Here is a 21,257-nt window from a genome sequence, read left to right as displayed (position 1 = left end):
CTGAGTGACCTGGTGGTTAGTACGCTTGTGTCACTCAGTACGACTCGCCAATCATTGTTAAAGACGACACATTTCTTACCTGTTATACATAGAATTTAGTGATCCCGTATAAGCCCATCATATAGGCTACTGCGGCATGGCCAGCCTACATCGATGTTCACCACACAAAATCGAAGTTAATCGCTCACCCTGCATTTTGTATAGCAAGCTGTGACTGTAAATTGTTGTATGCGGTAGGTGTGCCAATATCTACATAAATTTCATTGGTTTTATACGTGTATAAATTGCCTATCATGAGTGGGACGAAATCCAGGCTGATTTCATAAAAATGATGCGATTTGAAGTGTGATAGCCAGTTTGAATAAACCTGCTCAGAGAACACAAAGAGTGCGCCGCTGGCGAGGTTACTGGGCGGGTTAGGTATTTTTTCATGGAAAGCGTGGACAACACCTTCTTTACTTAATTCAACTATGCCACATTGCTCAGGTGTCGGCGTCTCGAATAAAAGTAAAGTAGCAAGGCTGTGTGAGGGCCTATTTTTATGTGCGCTCATGAGTCCGTCGAGTGTGTCATGACAATAGTTATCTGCGTGAATGATGAGTGTGGTCTCATTTCGCCAGAATTCAGCATTTGCGATAAGTGTACCACCAGTACCTAAAAGCTCCTGCTCTCGCACAACGGTGATGTTAGCTTTGTGGGGGTGCTGGTGGATAAATAGTTCCACTTGTTCTGAAAAGTAGTGAGTATTTATCAGTATGTCATCGACACCTAAGTTGATAAGTTTTTCAATCCAAAGGTCGAGTAAAGGCCTGCCGTTAATTGGCACCAAGCATTTGGGCATTGAGTCTGTAATTGGGCGAAGGCGTGTGCCAAGGCCTGCTGCGAGTAAAATAGCTTTCATCTAATTAAATGAGTCCATAACGGCTTTTTTTAACGTTGTGAGTTCCAGTGGTGTATTACCCACAGATCCCACCTGACATGCGGATGCAATACTGCCTAAGTAGCATGCTTGCCATGAGGTAGCACCCGCAGTGAGCGCTAATGCACTGGCGGCCAAAAAGCAATCACCTGCACCAGCAGGGTCTACCGCATTCTTATTGATTGCAGGCAATCTGTCATTTTCCCATTGCTGCGAATTGTCACCGGGTTTATGGATGAAGATCCCTTCTTCCGCCAATGTAATCACAACATTCTTCGGGTTAGATTTTTCTGACAGCTTTTTAGCTAAGATCACTAAACCGTCGTCTGGGTTATTCAATGCAACACGTACCTCTTTTTCGGTGGGTGTAATGAAGTCCATATTTCGGTAGCGAGATATATCTCCAACTTGTGAAGATGTTTGGCTATCTGCGACAACTTTGATGTGCTGCTGCTGGCAAAGCTGAGTAACTTGGTCAACCAGCTTTTGAGGTAAAACGCCATAATTAAAGTCAGAAAACACCACGAGATCTATGTCATGAATTAATGATTCTACGGTAGAGAAAATGTCCTGCTGAAGTGATTTTGATATTTTATGTTGTCGAACTTGGTTTACTCGCAATAGTGTTTTGGAGCTTGCTCTGTATCTTGTTTTAAGGGGAGTAGGGCGGCTTTCATCGGTAAAAAAATGCGGCTCCAATTCGTAATCTTGTATGTTTTTTTGTGTATAGGAGGCCGCTTCATCATTTCCGAGCACAGAGATCAAATGTACTTTTTGTGCGCCAATCGATTTAATATGTCCTGCAGTGATAGCAGCTCCACCTAAAAATGTTTCTTTTTTACTGGGCGTCATCACAATGGTGGGATCTTCTTGGGAGAGTCCAACGGCAGTCCCTTGAACATATTCATCGACGATAACTTCGCCAATGACTAATGCCCTTACCTGCTTTACTCTATTTAGGCAGTTTTCGATTTCTTGGAATTGTATTTCATGTCTTTGCGCGTAACTGGTGGCTTCTGAATATTCAAAGCTGCGATCTATCGGACGATTTCTTTTGATAAATTGTTCGGCATTAGACTCAAATTCCCCTGAACCAAAAATGAGTTTACCGCCGTACTGAGATAAAACATCGAGTTCATCGTTTGGCCTATCCTCAAACTCTTTGCCTTTGACTACAATATCTGGTTTGTATTTTCGAACAACGTCGGCGGGTGGTGAGTCGGTCAGGAACGCGTTTGAAACACATTCTAAAGATTGCACCATTTCCAAACGGTGGCGCTCTGAGACTCGACTTTTAACCGTCATCGACGCATCTGAGTTGACGGCTACCGTTAGTTCGTTTCCGCATTCTTTTGCAAAGTTTAAAAGACGAATATGGCCAGGGTGTAAAACGTCAAAATTACCTTGTACTAAGACTGTGTTTTTCATCTTTTAACCTTTCTCTCTTTTACCTTGAACATGCTACTCAAACTCAATCATAGCTCTAACAACAGCACCTCGCTCTAGATCGTCAAAGGCGTTATTAATGTCAGTCAAAGAATACCTGTGAGATACGAATAACTCGGTTGGTAGCGTCATGTTTTGTAAGATACGGCCAATCTTGACGAGGTCGGTATCTGGGTTTGAGCCACCGCCCCAAGACCCTTCGATGCGTTTTCCGCAAATGAGGGCGTGCGGATCAAGTTGTATTTTTTCACCGTTTGGTGGGTGAGAAGCGAAAATACATCTTCCCGAGTTATTTATAAGCTCAAACGCAAGCTCAATGGAACTAGTTTGCCCCGCACATTCAATGGCGATATCGAAGCCAATAGGGAAAAGCTCACTGAGGGTATTTTGCAAATTATCATCTAGCTCAAACCCGTGAGTAGCGCCCAAAGATTTGGCTAAGGCTATCTTGTTAGGGTTAGCATCGATGACAACAATGGTTTTTGGTTGAAAGTGAAGTAGCATTAGGAGTGCGCTTAATCCAATCCCGCCCAGACCAACGAGCACTACAGTGTCATCAGGGGTTGGTTTTGCTTGATTCAGAACAATGCCTGCACCGGTTGGTAGTGCACAGCCTAAAAGCACGGCCATATCATCGGTAATGTCATCAGGGCAGGGAGTTACTCTATTTTCTGATACAACGGTATATTCCGAAAACGTTGTGACGGGCCCTGCATTAATCTGCTCTCCACTCACCGAAGAGAACACCATGCCGCCAGTGTCTATACCACTGCCTTTGAGCCAACCCAATATGACGCGTTCACCGACCTTAACTTTATTGACATCTGGCCCTGTCGCAATAACCTGCCCCACACCTTCGTGGCCAAGTAGATGCGGGAGATATTTATCTTCACCTCGATGCCCACGGGCTTCCATTAGCTGACTACGACACAGTCCCGCTTGTTTTATTTTGACGAGCACATGTCCTGCATCTAATTTTGGCGTTTTTATTGATTTAATTTCCAATGCTTCATTTGTCTTAGTTAAGACGGCTGCATTAAACTCGTTAGGAATACTAATGTTCATGAGGTAACTCACATAAAAAACGTGCCAAGGCATCGTGCAAGTTGGGTATGCACAGTGTCGGAAAATGAGAGATCAATTTTGAATTATCCAAAGATAAATCAAAATCTCTATCTGATTTATCAGAAATTAAATTAAGCGCTGCTTTTTTGTCACAGCTACGCTCTATTGAGCTAACTAAATCGACAATGTTTAGCTCTTGTCCTGTTGAGACATTGAATGTGCCGTCGGTATTGCACCTGACTAGCTGTGTTATCACCTCAGCTAACAGTGTAACAGGCACAAAGTCGCGTTTGCTTAAGCCATTATTCGATAAAGAGATGGTTGTATTGTTGATGACAGAACTGTGCAAGCGATAAATAAGGCTACTGGTATCTTGATCTCCCCCAAACACACCTGAAAACCTCAGCACTGAAAGCTTGCACTGCGCGGCAAAGTTGATCCTCAGCATATTTTCTGCAAAGACTTTAAATGCACCATATTCATTTTGCGGTGTGAGTACCGAGCTTTCTGTGGCGCGACTTCCATAATGACCATATACATCTGCGGCACTAAGATATATCACTCGCTTGGGTAGATATGTCTGTAAAGCGGAAATGATTGTCTGTAGTTGCTTAATATTTTTGTTACAGCTATGGGTATCATTGGCTGACGTGCGGGTAATGGCTGAGCAGATGATTAGGTTCTCAGCATCTAACAAATGCCCCGCCAGCTTTGAGGCAGCCGCTGCACTATCTTCAAGGTCTACGTCTTTTCGACTGAGTGCTACGACTTCAATTCCTTGTTGACTAAGGGCTTTAGTTACATTGTGACCAATGTAACCACTGCCGCCAAGTATGACTGTCTTATCCATAATTACCTACTTTAAAGTAATAGAATCAATGATATTTAATTTAGGGTTAGGTCTTATCCAGCCACAGCGATTACAGCCCTCCACAAGATGTTTTGATAAAGCATCTTTAAATTCAGTGAATAGCTCCCCGGTAATAATGTCTTCTAATGCTGTATTTTTTACATTGCCCATACTGACGGCGATGCAAGGAAATAAATTGCCATCAACGTTGATGTGGACACTAGACCAAGGAAACTTACACGCTTGAAAGTCTTTGGGACGGAATCGTTCACTGTTGATATAAGACACTTTAGGTATGGGGTCGGCTGAGCTCAAATCACAAATTTTTGGGTGAACAAAGGCATTACACGGGCTGTGTTGATTGTACTGTCTAACTAACTCTAATTGCTCTAAGATCACATCGAAGTGCTCGTAGGTAGGCGCATGTGAGGTTGCATACATCTCCACCATGTCATGCATTTTATCAGAATGCTGTAAGTGACTTCCCTTAAGGAACTGGAAAGCGTGGGTATTCGCACCTAATGTTTCAACACTGTACTTATGTATTGTGAGTAAGTCTTTTGCATTTTTGTCTAACACAACGGTTTTAATGTCTAACACACAATCGCTATTCAACTCGGCTTTACGCTTGTGAAAGTAGTTTATTTGGCTTACTAATTTCTCCCATTGGCGTGGTTTTACATCACGATTTAAGTTGCCGATATCATCAATTGAGATAGACAATACTTTGAAGTTTTTCTTACTTAATATAAAGTCTATTTTCTTTTCAGAGAGTAACAGCCCATTGGTGATCATATTACAGTCATGCTTTTTTGCGACTGCATTAACTATGACTTCAAAATCTTTAAATGCTAAGGGCTCACCACCAGTAAAAGTGACACGTGCATACTCGGGCAGTTGGTCAACGACTTTAAGCCAATCATCAGTGGTCATTGCATCGTCGCGTCGATCTCTGTCCTGAAAGCAAAAACTGCAGTCAAGATTGCAGAGGTTGGTGAGCACAAAGACATACCTGTGAGGCATAATCAATTCGCCGCTGAAAATTTTATTGGTGATGAGCTCGTGTTTGTTGTGGAAAGAAGACATAGTGTTGCACCCCTATATCGTTCCGCTTAATAAAGAAAACGGGTAATAAATTTGCTTTGGCTGAATTTCATTACTTAGTCTTGCCAGCATTCTTTTTGCGTTTAAGCGAGAAGAAAATGCTGTGAGCATAACGGCAGCATCATGAAGACCCTCAGCGCACTCGGTAGATACAATTGGTGTTGTTGAATTTAAATAATATTGACCATTTCGGTTTGGGTTATCATCAAAGATTTGGCTAATAACACTAAGTTGATTGGGAAAGTGATATTTGATCACAGGCAACATCAGTGCGGCACCGTAACCATAAACAGGGAATTGGCGTGCGGCGGTTTCTAATGCCAACTCACAAGCTTGCATTTGGTGTTGAAACACTTTGATACTGGCACTGACAGACTCGATGTCGACGGTCTGGACTTGGCCTGTGGTTGACGTTGTTTGGTTTGTAAATGCGAAAATCGCGCTATTCCAGTGTTGCTCATTGACGGTCCAGTCAATGAGTGAGCACCCAAGTGATTCTAAAAGGGTGGTAAACGAAGCCAAACTGAAATAGTTCAAGTGCTGGTGGAAAACATGATCGAAGTTATAATTCTCGACAAGTTTATCCCAGATAGGCACTTGGATTAAAAACAGAGCATTGCTTTTTGCAACGCTGACAAGCTCTTGAATAAGTGCTTTGGGATCAGTGACGTGTTCAATGACATCTTTACAAATGACTAAATCGGGCGATTGGCTGACGTTACAACTTTCAAAAAATTCTCCGTACACCGTGACTTGCTCATCGTTAATATCAGCTTCATGTCCTTTTAATATCGGGTCGATACCAATTAACTCTTTTGCTATTGGCTTCAATTCTTTGAGTAAATAGGCATCATTACAACCGACTTCTAAAGCACAGTTATAGTGCTCTTTAAAGTTCAGCGAAGTTAAAAACTGCTTGAAGAATTCTGCGGTTTTTCTTCCTGTATAGCTTTGAGAACTTCTAAATTCATAGCCTGTTTTACTAGAGTAAAGTAACGACTGGTCGAGCACATTTTGCAATTGGGCATGGCCACATTTGGGGCAACAATGCAGTGATTGATCCGTTTCTCCAAGAGATGGAATACCAGGTTGATTAATAAATACTTCGGTCAGTGGCAGTGCTGGCAATTCCAGCACTGGCACGGTGTTTTTAAAGCCACATACAGAGCACGATTGCCGTGTGTCATAATTAATATTGCGGTATTTTTTTAAGTCGTGCTCATATGACATAACTACGCCTTTTTATTCTCAAGCATGGTAATTGCGTGATCACTGATGTGCTTATCGGTTAAACCAGCAACTTGGCACAATTGTTCATAAGTTCCGTAATCATGGATCATTTCTTTAATGGCTAACTGCTTAAATTGCGCTTTGTCACGGCTTGCCCAGTGGCGCATGACAACATCATAGACACCACCATGTTCCGACAGCTCTTCACATACAATGATGGCTTTTGTTTTGGCGATGCTGTTGATAACAGTTGGTGCATCAAAAGGTTTAATTGTGTGAATGTAGATTAATTCGATACTGTGCCCCTGAGCTGTGAGGTTTTCATATGCCGACAGGGCCTGTTTTAACTGAGGGCCGACAGCAAGTAAGGTGAGATCGTGACCTTGCTCAACAACAATGGCTTTGCCAAGCTCTACCTGCCCTGTAAAGTCTACATTGTGTGGGTTTTCAGTGAGCTTAAAATAGTTAATCGTACCTTGGTCGTAACATTGCGAAAACAGTTCAGAAAATTCATAGTCACTGGCAGGGCTTGTGACCACCGTATTGTCTAATTGACACATTAACGCGATATCGTTGTAGCAGTGATGGCTACACCCTAGTTGAGCATAGTCAAAAGCACCACCCACGGTAATAAAGTTGCCCGCTAATTGTTGATACGCAAAGTCGAGTTTTATTTGTTCGAAAGAACGTTCAATGAGAAACGGTGCGATAGTATGGGCGACAGGAACAAGGCCTGTACTTGCAATGCCTGCTGCCATACCGACAATGGTTGGTTCACAAATACCCACGTTATAATACCGCTGTGGATATTCGGCAGCGAAAGGTTTTAAAATACCATGACTAATATCTCCCACCATCACCACTAAACGAGGGTCATCGGCACCGACAGAAAGCATCTTATCGGCGAATGCTTGTCTTAGATTGCTCATGACAATGCCTCCAAAATATGTTCTAGCTCTTCTTTTGATGGAATTTTATGGTGCCAAGGGCCGTGACCTTCAGTCATGCTTACACCTTTACCTTTGACATTTTTTGCAATTAAAACAGTGGGGGCTTGAGCATCGTTTTCGTTAAACGCCGCTTCAATTTGAGTTTGGTCGTGACCATCAAAAACCACAGTATGCCAACCAAAGCTTCGCCATTTTGCAGGGAGATCATCGGTTGGGCATAACTGCGCGGCTGATTGGTTCCAATCAACAATGACAGTGAGGTTGTTGAGGTTGCGGTTGGCCGCAACATGGGCGCTTTCCCAGATAGTCCCTTCGTGGCACTCACCATCACCCACCAAACAAAACACCTTGTTGTCATTACCTGTTATTTTATGCGCAAGCGCACAGCCTACCGCCATGGGCATACCATGTCCCAATGAACCCGTTGATGCTTCAACAAAGGGGACTTTAGTTCTGTCTGGGTGACCGCCTAAGATGCCGCCAAATTGGGAGTATTGTTCAAGCGCTCGCTCAGGCAGCAAGTTGAGTTTTTCAAGTACTACCCACAAGGCCGCGCACCCATGGCCTTTTGAGAGAATGAAATAATCTCTTTTTTCCCAAGTTGGATTGTTGCTGTCATAAGACAGCACCGATGTGTATAGGTGATTGATGATATCAACAATTGAATAGGAGCTTGGTATATGCCCTTCTTTTGCTTGATAAATGATCTCTGCTATACGTTTTCTCAGATCTTGATTCATACATTAGCCCTCATAAAAGACGCGGCCTTGACCACCATCAACTAGCAATGAAGTACCGACACAAAACGATGCTTTATCTGACACTAAAAATGCGACTAACTCGCTGATTTCTTCTCTGGTGCCAAAACGCTTAATGGCCATTCTTTCATTGAGATATTTCTCTACGTGTTCTGGACGTGTCTTGCTGGTTTCGTCCCAGTACCCACCTTCAGTAAACACAGCCCCAGGTAAAATCCCCGTCATAATGACATTGTGTTCAGAGACATATCTTCCTACGCTACGAACATATGCATTGAGTGCGGCTTTGGCTGCACAGTATTGGGGGGCGCCTTGATTCTCAAGAGAAGCAATAGAGGAGACATGACAAATTCGGCCCCACTTTTTATTAACCATGCTGTCAATGAAGTGATTGTTTAATTCGATTGCATTGAATAAATTAAAATCGAACACGTCTTTCCACGCTGCCACTTCTGAGAGTGGATCCGTGACCCCTAAGTTACCGCCGACATTGTTAACGATAATGTCCGGTATGAGGTTTTGGGCTTTTAATTCTTCGGCTAATTGTGCAGCACCGGTGCTATCTTTGAGATTTGCTTCAATGACAATATTTTTGTTGTTGTATTGTTGTTCACAGCGCGCCGCATTCACCTTGAGTTGTTCAAGGTCTCGAGCAGCCCAAATGACGTTAACGCCTTCTTTTGCCAGGGACTCCGCAATGGACTCACCTAACCCTCTGCTGCTGCCTGTCACTAACGCGAGTTTATTTGTAATTTTTAAATCCATAACTAAAAGGGCCCTTTAAACCATTCTCCAGGAACATCGTGGTGTTGACGTGATTTTAATTGTGCAATTTCTATACCGCAGTTGTTTGAGACTGTTTTAATGATTGTATTAACATCTGGGTAATATTCTTTGGTTAAACCATAGCTTGTTGGTTCTGGGTAATTTGGCAGTCCAATGATGGATACAGGTGATAGCAATGCATTAAAGCAGTGACTGTACACTTTATTGGCAATCTCACTGGCTAAAGAGCAGAAGGTGTGACCCATATCCGTGACGATACATCGCTTTGTTTTACTGACTGATTGATAAATGATGTGCCAGTCAATGCTCGTTGGTGAGGCAATTTCAATGACTTCACAGTGCACATTGTGTTGTTGTAAATACTTTTGTGCTTGAAGCGCTTCAGACAGCATATAGCTGTTGCTGATAATTGTGTAATCACTTCCCGTACGCAGCACTCTTGTGTGTTGTGGTGCCTCGGTGAGGGGCTGGCAAGCGGCTGCATTTGGGGCAATTTGATTGTGCAGCCATCTGTGTTCAAGGAAAATCGTAGGGTTGTTGTCCATGATGGCGTTGTAAAGCAACTGACCGACATTCTCTGTTAGGCTGGGCACGACCACTTTAAGCCCAGGTATATGTGAGAACCATGACTGTAAGCTCTGCTGATGCGTCGGGCCTTGGCCCCAACCTCGGCCGACAATTAATCTAATGGTTAAAGGCACAGTCATTTGACCATTAAACATGTAATGCCACTTTGCCGCATTATTGACAAGTTGATCCATAGCGAGTAAAAAAAAGTCTACACGTTGATGGGTCATCAATACACGGGTGCCAGCCACCGCAGCGCCGATGCCAATGCCAGTCATGGCATTTTCCGCAGTTGGCATGTCAAAAACCCGTTGCTCGCCAAATGTTTCTTGCAGTCCTTGAGTGGTACCAAAAATGGCTTTTGGATCATCAATGCCAAGGCCCATGCAGATCATGGTTGGATCTTCCTGCATAGCTAAATTCTGAGCGTCAAGAATTTGTTGCGCAAAACTGGTCGTTTTATCAGTCATAGATAAACCTCTCGTTATCCTCTATTGACCCAAAAGAGGCCGATTCTGCTGCGGTAAAAGCCTGCTCAATCTCTTGATTGATGTCGCTTATTGCAAGCTTTTGAAACGCCTTAAACTCGGGGTCCTTATCCAGCGCTTTTTCAAGATTATTGAGTGGGTCATTGTCGAGCCATGTTTGCACTTCTTCTTGTTCACGATAATTCAGGTCATCATCAAAGTGTGGGCCGCAATGCTCTCGATGACGATAAGTAAAGTATTCTATAAGCACCGGTTTACCATGATGCCTTACATAGTTAATCGCTGCTTGCGAAGTTTGTAGTGCTTGAGTGGGGTTATTACCATCTACAGAGAAGCTTTTTAGTCCAATTTCATTGGATAATTTGGAGATGCTGCGACCAGTTGGCTGCCTGACGGATAGTGGGCTGTACACCGAGTATTGATTGTTCTCGCACACATAAACAATAGGTAAAGATTTTAACGCAGCAAAATTTAATGACTCATAAAAGGCACCTTCCTCTGTTGCGCCATCACCGAAGTAGCTGACAGTTAACCCCTCTGCGCGCGTTAACTGTTGATGCAACGCGTTGCCAGTGGCAAGCGGAATGCTATTGCCAACAATGGCTGTACTGGCGATAAATCCGCACTCTAAATCACTTAAGTGCATGGAACCGCCTCGACCTGCTGTGCATCCACTGACCTTGCCATATAGCTCGGCTATTAATTTAACCAGATCGCCACCTTTGGCAAGATAATGCGCATGGGCACGGTGAGAGCTATAAGCCTTATCGGCATGGGTTAGAAAGTGTGAAACCGCAACAGGCACCAGCTCCTGCCCAATAGATAAGTGTGTTGGGCAGCGCATTTTTTGCTCTGAATACTTGGCAGCGATGGCTTCTTCTATTTTCCTAATTCTCAGCGTTTGAAAATAGATATGCTTCAAATCAGCCATGTGCTTTTTTACCTATACCGACTGCAAATAAATAATGTGCCATAGGGTAGTAGCCTGTGTGTACCACTTCGTCATTCATTGAGAACAGTAAAACGTTATCAAAATGCTGTTTCATCAAAGCACGTAATTCATGATGATGTTTTAGATTTATATGGCCGATTTTACTGGCTTCAGAAGCGTATTCATTGGCTGTAATATTTGGGCAGCCAACGATAAATATTGCGTCTCGAGATAAATTTTTACAGATATTTTCCATGTAAAGGTGTTCTCGCTCCGTTGGGATATGTTCTATGACGTCCAGTGAAAATGCGCAGTCAAACTCTCCTTCGGGGGCTTTTTTTGTTATATCTAGACACTGGAAGTCGCAATTGTAGTCGGCAAGTCGTACTGCGTTATCTTCCATCAGTAGCGGTTCCCAATCGACTCCTGTTACTTTATCGACTGTTTGCAGTACAACAGGTGTGCCAAATGCATCGCCACAGCCCATCTCAAGGGCCCATTTTTTGCCTTCCAGCATTTTTGCGACAAATTTATAGCGCGCCAGCAAAAAACCGAGGTGTCTTGGATCTGTTCGCCAAATGTGAGAAGTGTAGGGGCCCATGGTGACGCCGCCTTGTGAATTATAGTTGTCGAACTGAGACTGATTTTGTACTTCTTTCGCTTTAGTTTCGAACATATCTGAATTCCTCTCTTTTTATGGTATGAACCAGTAGTAATCACCACTGTAGCCAACTTTATTAAAGAAGCTTTTCCATTCATCAACATGCTTCATGGTTTTGGCGGTTAGATTCCAAGCTTCCATTCTCTTTTTTTCATCATCATTGCGATAAGCATCTACAGTAATAAAGCTATTTCCTGCACTAACGCGTTCGATCTCTTGCAAGGCTTGTGCACAGGCGTCTTCTTCCAAGTTGTGGATCGTATTGATTGAAATTACCGCGTCGAAACTGTTGTTTTCAAATGGCAGGTTAGAAGCACATGCTTTGGTAACGAACGGTTTCACTTCAGTGATTGCGTGTTCTAGCGCGTAATCGGAGATATCGACGCCGTGTATGTTGAGATTCGGCATTGCATTGAGCAAGTCATATAACATGAAGCCTTTGGCGCACCCTACATCTAAGACGCTACTGTTTTCTTGAAGGGCAAAATGACTCATTAAGTCGGGGACAACCGGTTGCCAAAATCGAGGGTGATAATTGAATCCCCCGTATCCATGCTCTCGATCCCCGTCAAAAAATGCTTTGCCAAATTGGCGAGCAATTGCTCGGACTGCATCGGTTTTTGATTCCAGTCTGCCTGATAAATCACGTTTAGATTTTGGATAATTGCGTAATAAGTCTATTTCTCGTCCCATCACTTTACTCGCTATGGTTTGTGAACGTATTCTTTGGGTAAGGTTTTTAGGATATCTAATTTATTTTTAGCCCAGCCAATGGTTCTATCTAGCCCGTTATCAAGAGACACTTGTCTTTGCCAGCCCAGCTCAGATTTGAGTTTCGTGTTGTCTAGCAGATATGCCGCATCTTTGCCCAGGCGGTCTTCACTGACTTCGCATACTTGCTCAAAAGGTGTGTTGAGCATCTCGCAAATTCGCATAACAAGGGCTCTGACTGTGATGTTTTCAGATGTGGAAATGTGGTAAATATCGCCGGTGTTACCTTGTTCGCCAATTAACTGAGTTGCGTGTGATACATCATCTATATGGATAAATGAACGCGTTGAGTGTCCCCCTCCGTGAAGCGGGAAGGTGTCGTTATTCAACGCGCTATAAATTGTCTTGGGAATAATCCGATAAAGCTGCTGTCCTTCGCCAAAAACATTAGCTGCGCGCGTAAATACAACTGGGAAATCATATACATCATTAAAGGTGTGCAAACTCATATCAGCAGCTGCTCTAGAGACCGCATATGGAGTACTCGGGTGGTAGTTGGTAGACTCTGTCACCAACCCAGAACATGAGCCATAAACTTCAGGCGTTGATATATGAATATACTTTTCAAGACCGTCATATTGTCGTAACGCATTGTGAAACTGAACGGTTGAGACGGTATTTGTCATAAACCAGTGCTCTGGGTACTGCCAGCTTTGACCAACCATACTTTGGGCAGCAAAATTGTATATGTAGCGCACTTTGTGCTGCTTGATTAATGTCATGATTTCATCAAGGTGATGGTTTAAATCAAGCTGATGAAAGGTGATTAAATTTTGGTTTTCATGCCACTTGTAGGGCAACAGTGCTTCATTGGGCTCGATGGAGCGGCTGACAGCGAGCACCTCTAATCCCTGCTTTATCAAATGAGAACAAAATGAGGCGCCAGAGAAGGAATTGCTACCAAGTACTAGGATAGGTGAATTACTCATAGTTTATTTCTCACTGCATTGTATGCTTTCATCAAGTTGCTGGAATTGAGTCAAAAGGTTCTCGAGAGAATCATCCATCCAAGCATTGATTTGAAACTGGTTGTCATTGAAAAAGTGATTCTCTCCGACTTTGAAAAAGAAGTTTTGATTGGTGCGATCTGACAGGTTGGGGATGTCATTACTTTGTCTACGGAAAATAATAGAACGGGCACCTTTTAGATAACTAATTGCATACAGCGGACCGTTTTCTATTCCCATATTGATATAGGCGCTTTGATACAGTGCTAATCGCAAATGCACATCGATGGCTGCCGCAGGGTAAGTTGGCAGGTGGTTAAACTCCGCTGGCAGCGGTTGACCCATTGCATAAGTGTCACGAATAATCAGTGGAAAGAACCCTTTATCTTGCAGAGTTTGCGCGAATTTAAGCCAGTCTGGGAGGTTGCTATTACGGTACTCTGGATTAGCGTCGTACTCTCTTAAAGTGAGTGTCACGAGCTTTTTACCTTGCGCATAATGACGGATATAGTCTGCAACGATTTGTTGTGCTTGTTTGGGAGGAGTCAGTACACTTAAACTGGCTTTTTCCTCGACTAAACGCTTCAGTACTTTAAAGTCTCCAGCGGGCTGTCGGTTATTTTTAAAGTAGTTGTCGGGGTGGGTTGCCACATTTAAAGTTTTGTAAACTTCTATCTGATTTCGATTCAAAGGTTGTTCGACGGAAATACAGCTAGGTAGACATGAGAACATGGGCTTAACGACTTTCTCTAAACGCCACTGTGTATCATCATTGGTGTGAAAAACATTCACACCTGCATCACTGTCGTTCCAACTGGGAAGTACAATAAATTGAATATATTGCTTGTTTTGTTTTATACGTTCTTGTTCAGCCAAGATGATAAAGGTGATTACGTCAAAGCACGGCAAGTTATAGGCGAGATCGTAAATAGCGTACAACGTCGAGTGTGTACAGATTGCGTGTGTAAGTAAGCTATCACAAGGGACAAGTTGTTCACGCATGTGGTTGAAGAAGAAGCATTTGCTGATATCAATATCAATGCTGTTGAGCGATTTTAAAATGTCTTGTACAAACTCAGAACAAATGACAACGCGCGAGATTGTCGTTGGATCTAATTTGGCTAAGTCTTCCAGTGAATGTGCTAATTGACCTTGATATTCCTCTTTGCCATAAGTACATGCAAATACGTTGTTGCCTTGGTTAAACTCAGACTTCATGAACATGTCAGTAGAAGATGTAATACCATATACTACGGTTAGCATTAAGACTCCTGTAATATCAGCTGATGAAGTGATTGCATTAAAATGTGGCCAAGAATGACCTGCATATCTTCCGATACTTGCATGTCATCGATATTGAAATGGAAGGGCAAATCTAGTCGTGGCTTTGCCTTGCCTCCGCTGTAACCTAATATGCCCACGGTCATCATGTTGAGATGTTGGGCTTGCTCAATCGCATTGATGATATTTGGTGAGTTACCACTGCCAGATAAAACAAGTAACATATCTTTTTCACTCGCCTTTACCTTAAGCTGGTGGCTAAAAATATTCTCATAGCCAATATCATTGCCTAAGCAAGTTAACACGGAGCTATTTGCACTCAGTGCTTCAACTTTTAATGCATCACCTGAGGGACAAATGCCAAACGTAAAGTCATTGGCTAAATGAATGGCATTGGCCGCTGAACCACCATTGCCGCAGATGTACAACGTGCCAGAACGTTTGCGCATTGACATCAAAGCGCCAGTAAAACTCTTGACGTCTTGGTGATTGAGTTGCTGCAATACCAAACTCAAATTATTGACATACTCTTGCGTAATTGTGTCGACGATTGAAATATCAGGTAATTTTGGTAATGCATTGTGTGAACTCATTTTAATACTTCCTGTTGCATCCACTTCAAGTTGTAGTAGCGGTCTTGGTTGGATAACTTGCCTGCGTGAAACGCTGATGTAATTTCATCAATGGCAATAGAGACACTTTTTTTAGGTTTGAAGCCCGTGGCGAGCAATTTGTCAGAGTTAATCCGATAGCAACGGGGATCATTTGATGGCGTAACTTCGATTTTACAATCGACTTTTTGTTGGACCATTTTGGCAATATCCATAATGGATATATTTTCAAAACCGGCGTTGAATATGCCGCTGGTCTTTGTCGGGTTTTCCAGCATGAACACATATAGATCTGTGATGTCATCGATATGTATATTCGGTCTCACTTGCGCGCCACCAAACACGGTAATTAAGCCATTGCATAATGCCTGCATGGTGAGCATATTGACCGAAACGTCTAGACGCATGCGATCAGACAAACCACACACAGTGGCTGGGCGCACGATCTGTACCGCCATATCATTGGCGTAACTCATTAAGACCCGCTCTGCGACCATTTTTGTTTTGTTATATTCAGAAATTGGGTCTAGTGGCAAATCTTCCGTCACGTGAAGTTCATCTTTGACGCCGTAGACACTGCCAGATGAGGCATAAATAAATTGCTTAATGCCAGCGCGTTTAGCCTTGTCTGCGAGCTGCATGGTGGCGAGGGCACTGACTTCCCATGTCAGCTTTGGGTCGAGGTCCCCACACGGGTCATTTGCTATAGACGCTAGGTGGATGATGCTGTCTATGCCTTGAAGGTTGATGTCAGATGTATGTCTAACATCCCCCTTTATTACGGTGAGATTTTCATGTTGTGGTAAAAAGTTACCGAACCACTGTGTATCGAGTGCAACGACTTTATAGCCTTTATCAAGAAGTTTAGGGACAAGTCTTGTACCTTTATAACCCGTTGCACCTGTGACTAAAATATTTTTTTGTATCATCAATATGTTCCCGAGCTAAACTGCGTGTAAACTATAAGTCAAATTTACGTTAATTCATAGTGGGTTACGTCCTTTTTTGCTCCACATGCTTATTTATATCGGCAAGTTCGGGGTGTTTCTTGAGCGTTTTTATTAGTAATTCATAAGAAAAGTTAAATTTATGTTCCATTTTTAGGTATATTTGCTTTATTGCTTTGTAATCATCAGGCTCATCTAGGGTAAGTCGATAATGGCTGTAGTCATTTTCTGCACTGAAGGTGTATTGGCTGCAAGCGTTGAATTTACAGATGCCGAGAGTAACGTGCTCACGATCGCTTGGATCAGTCGCTCGATTGTGTGTATCTTCGAGCAGCTTGAATGTAAAGGCGCTGCAGTCTAGTCCTCTAGGATAACCACTATGAGGTCCTAAGTTGACGAGGTCGAAATGTCCTTCTTGGTGTTTATCTATGACCTTTTGGCAAAGCGCCTCATCGATAAGTGGACAGTCACTGGTCAGCCTTACAATGGTGGTATTTTTTGTGGCACCAAATTTTTTCGCTGCATGATAATACCTTGCAAGCACATCCTCGGTACTGCCTCGGTAATAAGGTATTTGCAGTTGTTCGCATAAATCGGTAATGGGTTTTTCTGTACCATCATCGGTGGTGGCGATAATGACATGCTGTTTTAGATGCGGTAATCGTTCCATCATGACTTGTAGTACAGGCAAGTTACACAGCTCCATCATTACTTTACCTGGTAGTCTCGTTGATGTCATACGTGCTTGAATAATGATCTGAATATTGTTCATAATGTCTTGTTATTGAAGATAAAACGTTGGTTTCATAGTATAGTGGTGGGTGTTTATAAGTAAAGTCGGTGTCTCCTCCTTTCAAATTAATACAAACGTATTGACCATATCGGTCTAAAATTTGCTTAAACTATTGAATAAAATATTAAATACACTAGGAGCTACAATTGAAATTAGAAAGTGGTGGTTTTTACGTTTATGGTGCAAGCCATTATGGGCAAGCACTGATGCGCTATCTTGAAAAAATCGATCTTTTACCCTTGGCGATACTGGATCGCGCCCCTAGATTTGACAGTTATTGTGGCGTACCTGTTGAAGTATTTGGAGATCAAACGTTCGCTACGGACTTACCCGTTTTGGTTACTATTTTAGGCTTTGCGGGTGTCACTGAGTCCATTGAAGCCAAAGGCTTCACTCATATTGTAGAGACATTAGATGTATTTGCTGCATATCCTGAATCTTTGGCATTCTTAAACGAGTGCGGAGTTTTATGGATGCAAGCGCCAGCTTCAAGTCAAGTTGACGACAGTAAATGTGAGCGATTAGCGCCATTATGGGCTGATGCAGCTTCAAAGCAGCTTTTTGATAAAATGGTACGTTATCGCTTAAATCCGAGTGCAGAAGATTATGCATTGCCCGAGCAATACGAAATGTATTTCCCACCGAAAGTGAAAGGCCTATATGATTACCCGCAATTGAATGTGTTAGACGTGGGTATTTATGATGGAGATACGTTTGCGGGTTTTTATCACCGTTACGGTGAGAAAATTGAGAAATATACCGGTGTAGAAATATGTGTAAGCAACGTAGAAAAGCTGAAGACTAGACTGAAAAATATGTCATTGCCAGAAGACTTTATCGACGTTGAAAGAGTCGCTGTTGGATTGCCAGCAAATGCCGCGTTAGTTGTAAAAGAAAATGCTTCTGCGTCGACAGTAGAAGTGGTATTTGACGGGCAAATTGAGAGCGAACATACCGTAGAAGCCGCTGATCTGGGCGAGCTGATGAATAGGGTGCAGTGCAATATTTTGAAAATGGATATTGAAGGTGCGGATTATGATGCCTTGGTTCAAGCGCAGCAGTATATCAGTGCAAATGTACCGACATTGGCATTGTCTCTGTACCATAGGCCACAGGACCTATGGGAAATTCCATTATTAATAGAAGACTTAGCGCCTGGAAAATATGATTTTTACTTACGTCAAGAAGGGCACTGGTATTTAGAGACGCAATTTTATGCCGTACCAAAGAGCCTGTAACTGAGTGAAATATAACAATGACGCTCGAAGAGCGAGAATAATATGAAGTTTAAAAAGTCATTTGAAATTAACGGTCAGCAAGTTGGTCATGATTTTCCATGCTACATCATCGCTGAAATGTCAGCGAATCATGGGCAATCATTGAGTAAAGCAAAAGAGTTGGTACATGCAGCAAAAGAGGCAGGTGCCGATGCGATAAAATTGCAAACTTATACCGCTGATACCCTGACGATGGATTGCAAGTTACCACATTTTGAAGCAACAGGCCCTTGGAAGGGGCAATACTTGCATGACTTGTATAAAGACGCCTACATGCCTTGGGACTTTCATGCAGAGCTATTTGAATTGTCTGCAAAACTTGGGCTAACTTGTTTTTCATCTCCATTTGATAAAACGGCAGTCGACTTATTACAGCAGTTTGACGCACCGGCATACAAGATTGCTTCTCCAGAACTGATTGATCACCAATTGATACGGGATGTTGCTGCGACGAAAAAGCCAGTGATCATGTCTACAGGCGGTGCTACGCTAACAGAAATTGCCGAAGCCGTTAAAGTTGCTGAAGATGCGGGTATTGAAGCATTAGCATTAATGAAGTGCACAAGTACGTACCCAGCCCCTGCGGAGTCGATAAATTTGCGAACAATTCCGCATATGCGTGATGCGTTTGGTTGCCCAGTTGGGCTGTCGGATCACACGCTAGGAAATGATGTACCTCTAGCGTCGGTTGCAGTTGGTGCATGTATGATTGAAAAGCACTTCGTATTAGATAAAACAGACAATACCGCAGATAGTTTTTTCTCAATGACACCCGATGAGCTCAAGGCGTTGGTACATGGTGTGCGTCAAATTGAAAAAGCTATGGGCACGGTACACTACCCTAGTGAGGCGTCAAAAGCTCGTCGCTGTGTATACATTGTGAAAGATATCAAAGCAAATGATGTACTGACTGCTGAGCATTTAAGACAAATGAGGCCTGGTGGAGGTGAGATTATGCCAAAAGAATTGCCTAATCTGATTGGTCGTCGTGTTAATAAAGCGCTAACTTGTGGGGCACAATTGAGCTGGGAGGATTTACAATAATGGCTTCTAGAGAGTCTTTACTTGACTATATCCAGCAATTTTTGGAGGAGCGAGGAGTTCTATTGTCTTCTTCTTCGCTCGAAAGCTATAACTTTGTGACAGAAGGGGCGTTGGATTCGTTCGAGATCCTAACCCTTACCATGGGAATTGAGGCGCATTTTTCTATTGAGGTGTCTCCAGAACTGCTGTTGGATGAAAAAAATGCCATTGTTGGTAATCTCGTATCTGCGGTTTTGGATAAAGCATGATAGCGTTTCGTGTTGATACACAATGTGGGCTTGGCCACTTAATGAGAATGAAGTGGCTAGCGTTAGAGCTAGAAAAAAGACAAGAGCACACCCTATTTTTTGTTGATCACAGCGAGGTAGTTGAACCGTTTTTAGTTGAACTCAACGCAATTTGTGTGACTGTTCCGCCGTTCAACAACTGCGATGATGACGCAAGGTTTTGTCTAAATTATTTAAAGACCCTTGAACAGCCAATTAAATGGCTTGTATTAGATGGTTATAATTTTGGTTTAAAGTGGGAAAGAGCAGCAAAACAAGCGGGAATGAAACTGTTAGCTATTGATGACTTAGTCCGTGAACACTGTGCTGATGCGGTTGTTGATATGAAGTGGGCAGGTAATACAACGCAAAATCGATATGATGCCCTAACACCACCCGATACAGACTTAATGCTTGGTCCGCAGTTTGCGATTTTGTCACCTGAATATGACCAGAGCGAATATGCCGTTTCACGCGATGAATGCATTACCTTTTCTTTAGGTGGTGGCGGTGATTGGCGTGCACTTGAAAAAATCATTGAGCAGTTATGTTTGACACTGCCAGAAGTCAAGCTGATAGCCGTTGTAGGTCCTAAAGCCACGAATACACATGAATTGGAAGTATTGAGTCAGCAATTTAAACAATTAGAATTGATACACTCGCCAAAGAGCTTGGCGCAATATTACAGGAGCACAGGCTTATTTGTGGGGGCGTTAGGTACTTCTTTATACGAATTGGCTGCAACTCAAACACCCGCGTTGACTTTTTCTCTTGCTGCGAATCAAGAAAATAATATAGAAGACTTAGAGCAGCTTGGGCATTTTCATCATGTGGAAGCATTACTGACATATCCAGCGGAAAAAGTGGCTCGGCTAATTACCACCTTGTATGAACACCGCGATAGGCAAACACAACTGAGAAGCAGCCCGCCCATTGACGTCGATGGTAAAGGTGCTTGTCGCATTGCTGATTATATTACCCAAGGAATGTGCGCGGATCCTCTATTATTATCTGGGTCTGTAAAAGTGTTGCCTGAAGTGGTGTCAAAGATAAGTAGCTCACTTCAAGTTCGACCTATTACTGATGGTGATATAAATGGTTATTTAACGGCGCGTAATCGTCAGGAAAATATGTGGCGAATGACGATAACTGACACGATTAAACGCATCGACCATTATACATGGTGGTACAACAATCAACGCCATTCTTATGTACTGGAAGAAGATAACGACCCCTTGGTATATGTATGGCATCAAGTGTATCGTCATAACAACAAAAAGTACTTATTTGGTGGGTGGTTTGCAGCGAGTGATAAAGTGAGCTTTGTCCATGCACAATTGATCCTGAAATGGCAATTAGCCTACTGTCATGATTTACACCCAGACGCAGTGTGGGTGGCTGTGATAAATAAAGACAACAAATTCGTCAACTTACTGAATCAAAAAGAAGGGTTCGTTGCGCTAGAAACGGATTCAGAAGAGTATCATGTTACCCAGCAACTATTCTCTCAAGCATCAGAGGAAGAGTTTAATTATGTTGCCAAGTTTCCAGCCGGTGGAGGCTAA

22 protein-coding genes are annotated in these 21,257 nt (G+C 42.8%); 4 read left to right on the top strand and 18 right to left on the bottom strand.

Features of this window, described 5'->3' with window-relative positions:
- Positions 1 to 184: 184 nt before the first annotated feature.
- The 18 genes from JF50_RS11205 to JF50_RS11120 all read right to left on the bottom strand — a co-directional run bounded on the left by JF50_RS11205 (position 185) and on the right by JF50_RS11120 (position 17,084).
- On the bottom strand, positions 185 to 901 hold the full coding sequence (locus JF50_RS11205) for a nucleotidyltransferase family protein (RefSeq protein ID WP_039609491.1): 717 nt from the start codon (positions 899 to 901) through the stop codon (positions 185 to 187).
- Positions 902 to 2,347 (bottom strand): PfkB family carbohydrate kinase, encoded by a 1,446-nt coding sequence (locus JF50_RS11200; RefSeq protein WP_039609490.1) that lies wholly within the window; start codon positions 2,345 to 2,347, stop codon positions 902 to 904. It lies immediately after the preceding gene.
- A 33-nt stretch (positions 2,348 to 2,380) separates the two neighbouring features.
- On the bottom strand, positions 2,381 to 3,430 hold the full coding sequence (locus tag JF50_RS11195; protein ID WP_039609489.1) for a zinc-binding dehydrogenase: 1,050 nt from the start codon (positions 3,428 to 3,430) through the stop codon (positions 2,381 to 2,383).
- Positions 3,420 to 4,280 carry an NAD-dependent epimerase/dehydratase family protein gene (locus tag JF50_RS11190; protein ID WP_039609488.1) on the bottom strand — a complete coding sequence of 287 codons (861 nt, stop codon included), beginning with the start codon at positions 4,278 to 4,280 and terminating at the stop codon, positions 3,420 to 3,422. The genes JF50_RS11195 and JF50_RS11190 overlap by 11 nt, the downstream gene beginning before the upstream one ends.
- A 6-nt stretch (positions 4,281 to 4,286) precedes the next feature.
- Positions 4,287 to 5,303 (bottom strand): radical SAM protein, encoded by a 1,017-nt coding sequence (locus JF50_RS11185; protein WP_235423419.1) that lies wholly within the window; start codon positions 5,301 to 5,303, stop codon positions 4,287 to 4,289.
- A 75-nt stretch (positions 5,304 to 5,378) separates the two neighbouring features.
- A complete protein-coding gene (locus JF50_RS11180; protein WP_039609486.1) occupies positions 5,379 to 6,614 on the bottom strand; it encodes a class I SAM-dependent methyltransferase in 1,236 nt (411 codons plus the stop codon).
- A gap of 2 nt (positions 6,615 to 6,616) precedes the next feature.
- Positions 6,617 to 7,543: a transketolase family protein gene (locus JF50_RS11175; protein ID WP_039609485.1), complete on the bottom strand. Its 927-nt coding sequence runs from the start codon at positions 7,541 to 7,543 to the stop codon at positions 6,617 to 6,619.
- Complete coding sequence (locus JF50_RS11170) at positions 7,540 to 8,304, bottom strand: transketolase (protein WP_039609484.1); 765 nt, start codon at positions 8,302 to 8,304, stop codon at positions 7,540 to 7,542. The genes JF50_RS11175 and JF50_RS11170 overlap by 4 nt, the downstream gene beginning before the upstream one ends.
- Before the next feature lie 3 nt (positions 8,305 to 8,307).
- Positions 8,308 to 9,087: an SDR family NAD(P)-dependent oxidoreductase gene (locus JF50_RS11165; RefSeq protein ID WP_039609483.1), complete on the bottom strand. Its 780-nt coding sequence runs from the start codon at positions 9,085 to 9,087 to the stop codon at positions 8,308 to 8,310.
- Between the two features lie 2 nt (positions 9,088 to 9,089).
- Entirely contained in the window at positions 9,090 to 10,145 is a 1,056-nt protein-coding gene (locus tag JF50_RS11160) for an alpha-ketoacid dehydrogenase subunit beta (protein ID WP_039609482.1), read from the bottom strand.
- Entirely contained in the window at positions 10,138 to 11,094 is a 957-nt protein-coding gene (locus tag JF50_RS11155) for a thiamine pyrophosphate-dependent dehydrogenase E1 component subunit alpha (protein WP_039609481.1), read from the bottom strand. Before JF50_RS11155 ends, JF50_RS11160 begins: the two co-directional genes overlap by 8 nt.
- The gene (locus JF50_RS11150; RefSeq protein WP_039609480.1) at positions 11,087 to 11,770 is read right to left on the bottom strand and encodes a class I SAM-dependent methyltransferase; all 684 of its coding nucleotides are present in this window, start codon (positions 11,768 to 11,770) and stop codon (positions 11,087 to 11,089) included. The genes JF50_RS11155 and JF50_RS11150 overlap by 8 nt, the downstream gene beginning before the upstream one ends.
- A gap of 18 nt (positions 11,771 to 11,788) precedes the next feature.
- Positions 11,789 to 12,448 carry a class I SAM-dependent methyltransferase gene (locus JF50_RS11145; RefSeq protein WP_039609479.1) on the bottom strand — a complete coding sequence of 220 codons (660 nt, stop codon included), beginning with the start codon at positions 12,446 to 12,448 and terminating at the stop codon, positions 11,789 to 11,791.
- A gap of 11 nt (positions 12,449 to 12,459) precedes the next feature.
- Entirely contained in the window at positions 12,460 to 13,455 is a 996-nt protein-coding gene (locus tag JF50_RS11140; protein ID WP_039609478.1) for an NAD-dependent epimerase/dehydratase family protein, read from the bottom strand.
- A 3-nt stretch (positions 13,456 to 13,458) separates the two neighbouring features.
- The gene (locus JF50_RS11135) at positions 13,459 to 14,736 is read right to left on the bottom strand and encodes a hypothetical protein (RefSeq protein ID WP_039609477.1); all 1,278 of its coding nucleotides are present in this window, start codon (positions 14,734 to 14,736) and stop codon (positions 13,459 to 13,461) included.
- A complete protein-coding gene (locus JF50_RS11130) occupies positions 14,736 to 15,347 on the bottom strand; it encodes an SIS domain-containing protein (protein WP_039609476.1) in 612 nt (203 codons plus the stop codon). Before JF50_RS11130 ends, JF50_RS11135 begins: the two co-directional genes overlap by 1 nt.
- A complete protein-coding gene (locus JF50_RS11125; RefSeq protein ID WP_039609475.1) occupies positions 15,344 to 16,294 on the bottom strand; it encodes an NAD-dependent epimerase/dehydratase family protein in 951 nt (316 codons plus the stop codon). The genes JF50_RS11130 and JF50_RS11125 overlap by 4 nt, the downstream gene beginning before the upstream one ends.
- Positions 16,295 to 16,358: 64 nt before the next feature.
- Positions 16,359 to 17,084 carry a cytidylyltransferase domain-containing protein gene (locus tag JF50_RS11120; RefSeq protein WP_039609474.1) on the bottom strand — a complete coding sequence of 242 codons (726 nt, stop codon included), beginning with the start codon at positions 17,082 to 17,084 and terminating at the stop codon, positions 16,359 to 16,361.
- Between the two features lie 167 nt (positions 17,085 to 17,251).
- On the opposite strand from JF50_RS11120, the gene JF50_RS11115 reads away from it, so the two are divergent.
- From JF50_RS11115 to JF50_RS11100, 4 genes are all read left to right on the top strand, one after another.
- Positions 17,252 to 18,343, top strand: coding sequence for an FkbM family methyltransferase (locus JF50_RS11115; RefSeq protein ID WP_039609473.1), 1,092 nt, complete (start codon positions 17,252 to 17,254; stop codon positions 18,341 to 18,343).
- Between the two features lie 42 nt (positions 18,344 to 18,385).
- Positions 18,386 to 19,426 carry a pseudaminic acid synthase gene (gene pseI, locus JF50_RS11110; protein ID WP_039609472.1) on the top strand — a complete coding sequence of 347 codons (1,041 nt, stop codon included), beginning with the start codon at positions 18,386 to 18,388 and terminating at the stop codon, positions 19,424 to 19,426.
- Between the two features lie 62 nt (positions 19,427 to 19,488).
- Positions 19,489 to 19,674: an acyl carrier protein gene (locus tag JF50_RS11105; protein WP_235423414.1), complete on the top strand. Its 186-nt coding sequence runs from the start codon at positions 19,489 to 19,491 to the stop codon at positions 19,672 to 19,674.
- Entirely contained in the window at positions 19,671 to 21,257 is a 1,587-nt protein-coding gene (locus tag JF50_RS11100) for a hypothetical protein (protein WP_039609470.1), read from the top strand. Before JF50_RS11105 ends, JF50_RS11100 begins: the two co-directional genes overlap by 4 nt.

This window comes from Pseudoalteromonas luteoviolacea (genome assembly GCF_000814765.1).
GTDB lineage: Bacteria > Pseudomonadota > Gammaproteobacteria > Enterobacterales > Alteromonadaceae > Pseudoalteromonas > Pseudoalteromonas luteoviolacea_H.
The sequence above is the reverse complement of the archived record's forward strand: the minus strand, read 5'-3'. Positions and strand labels throughout refer to the sequence as shown.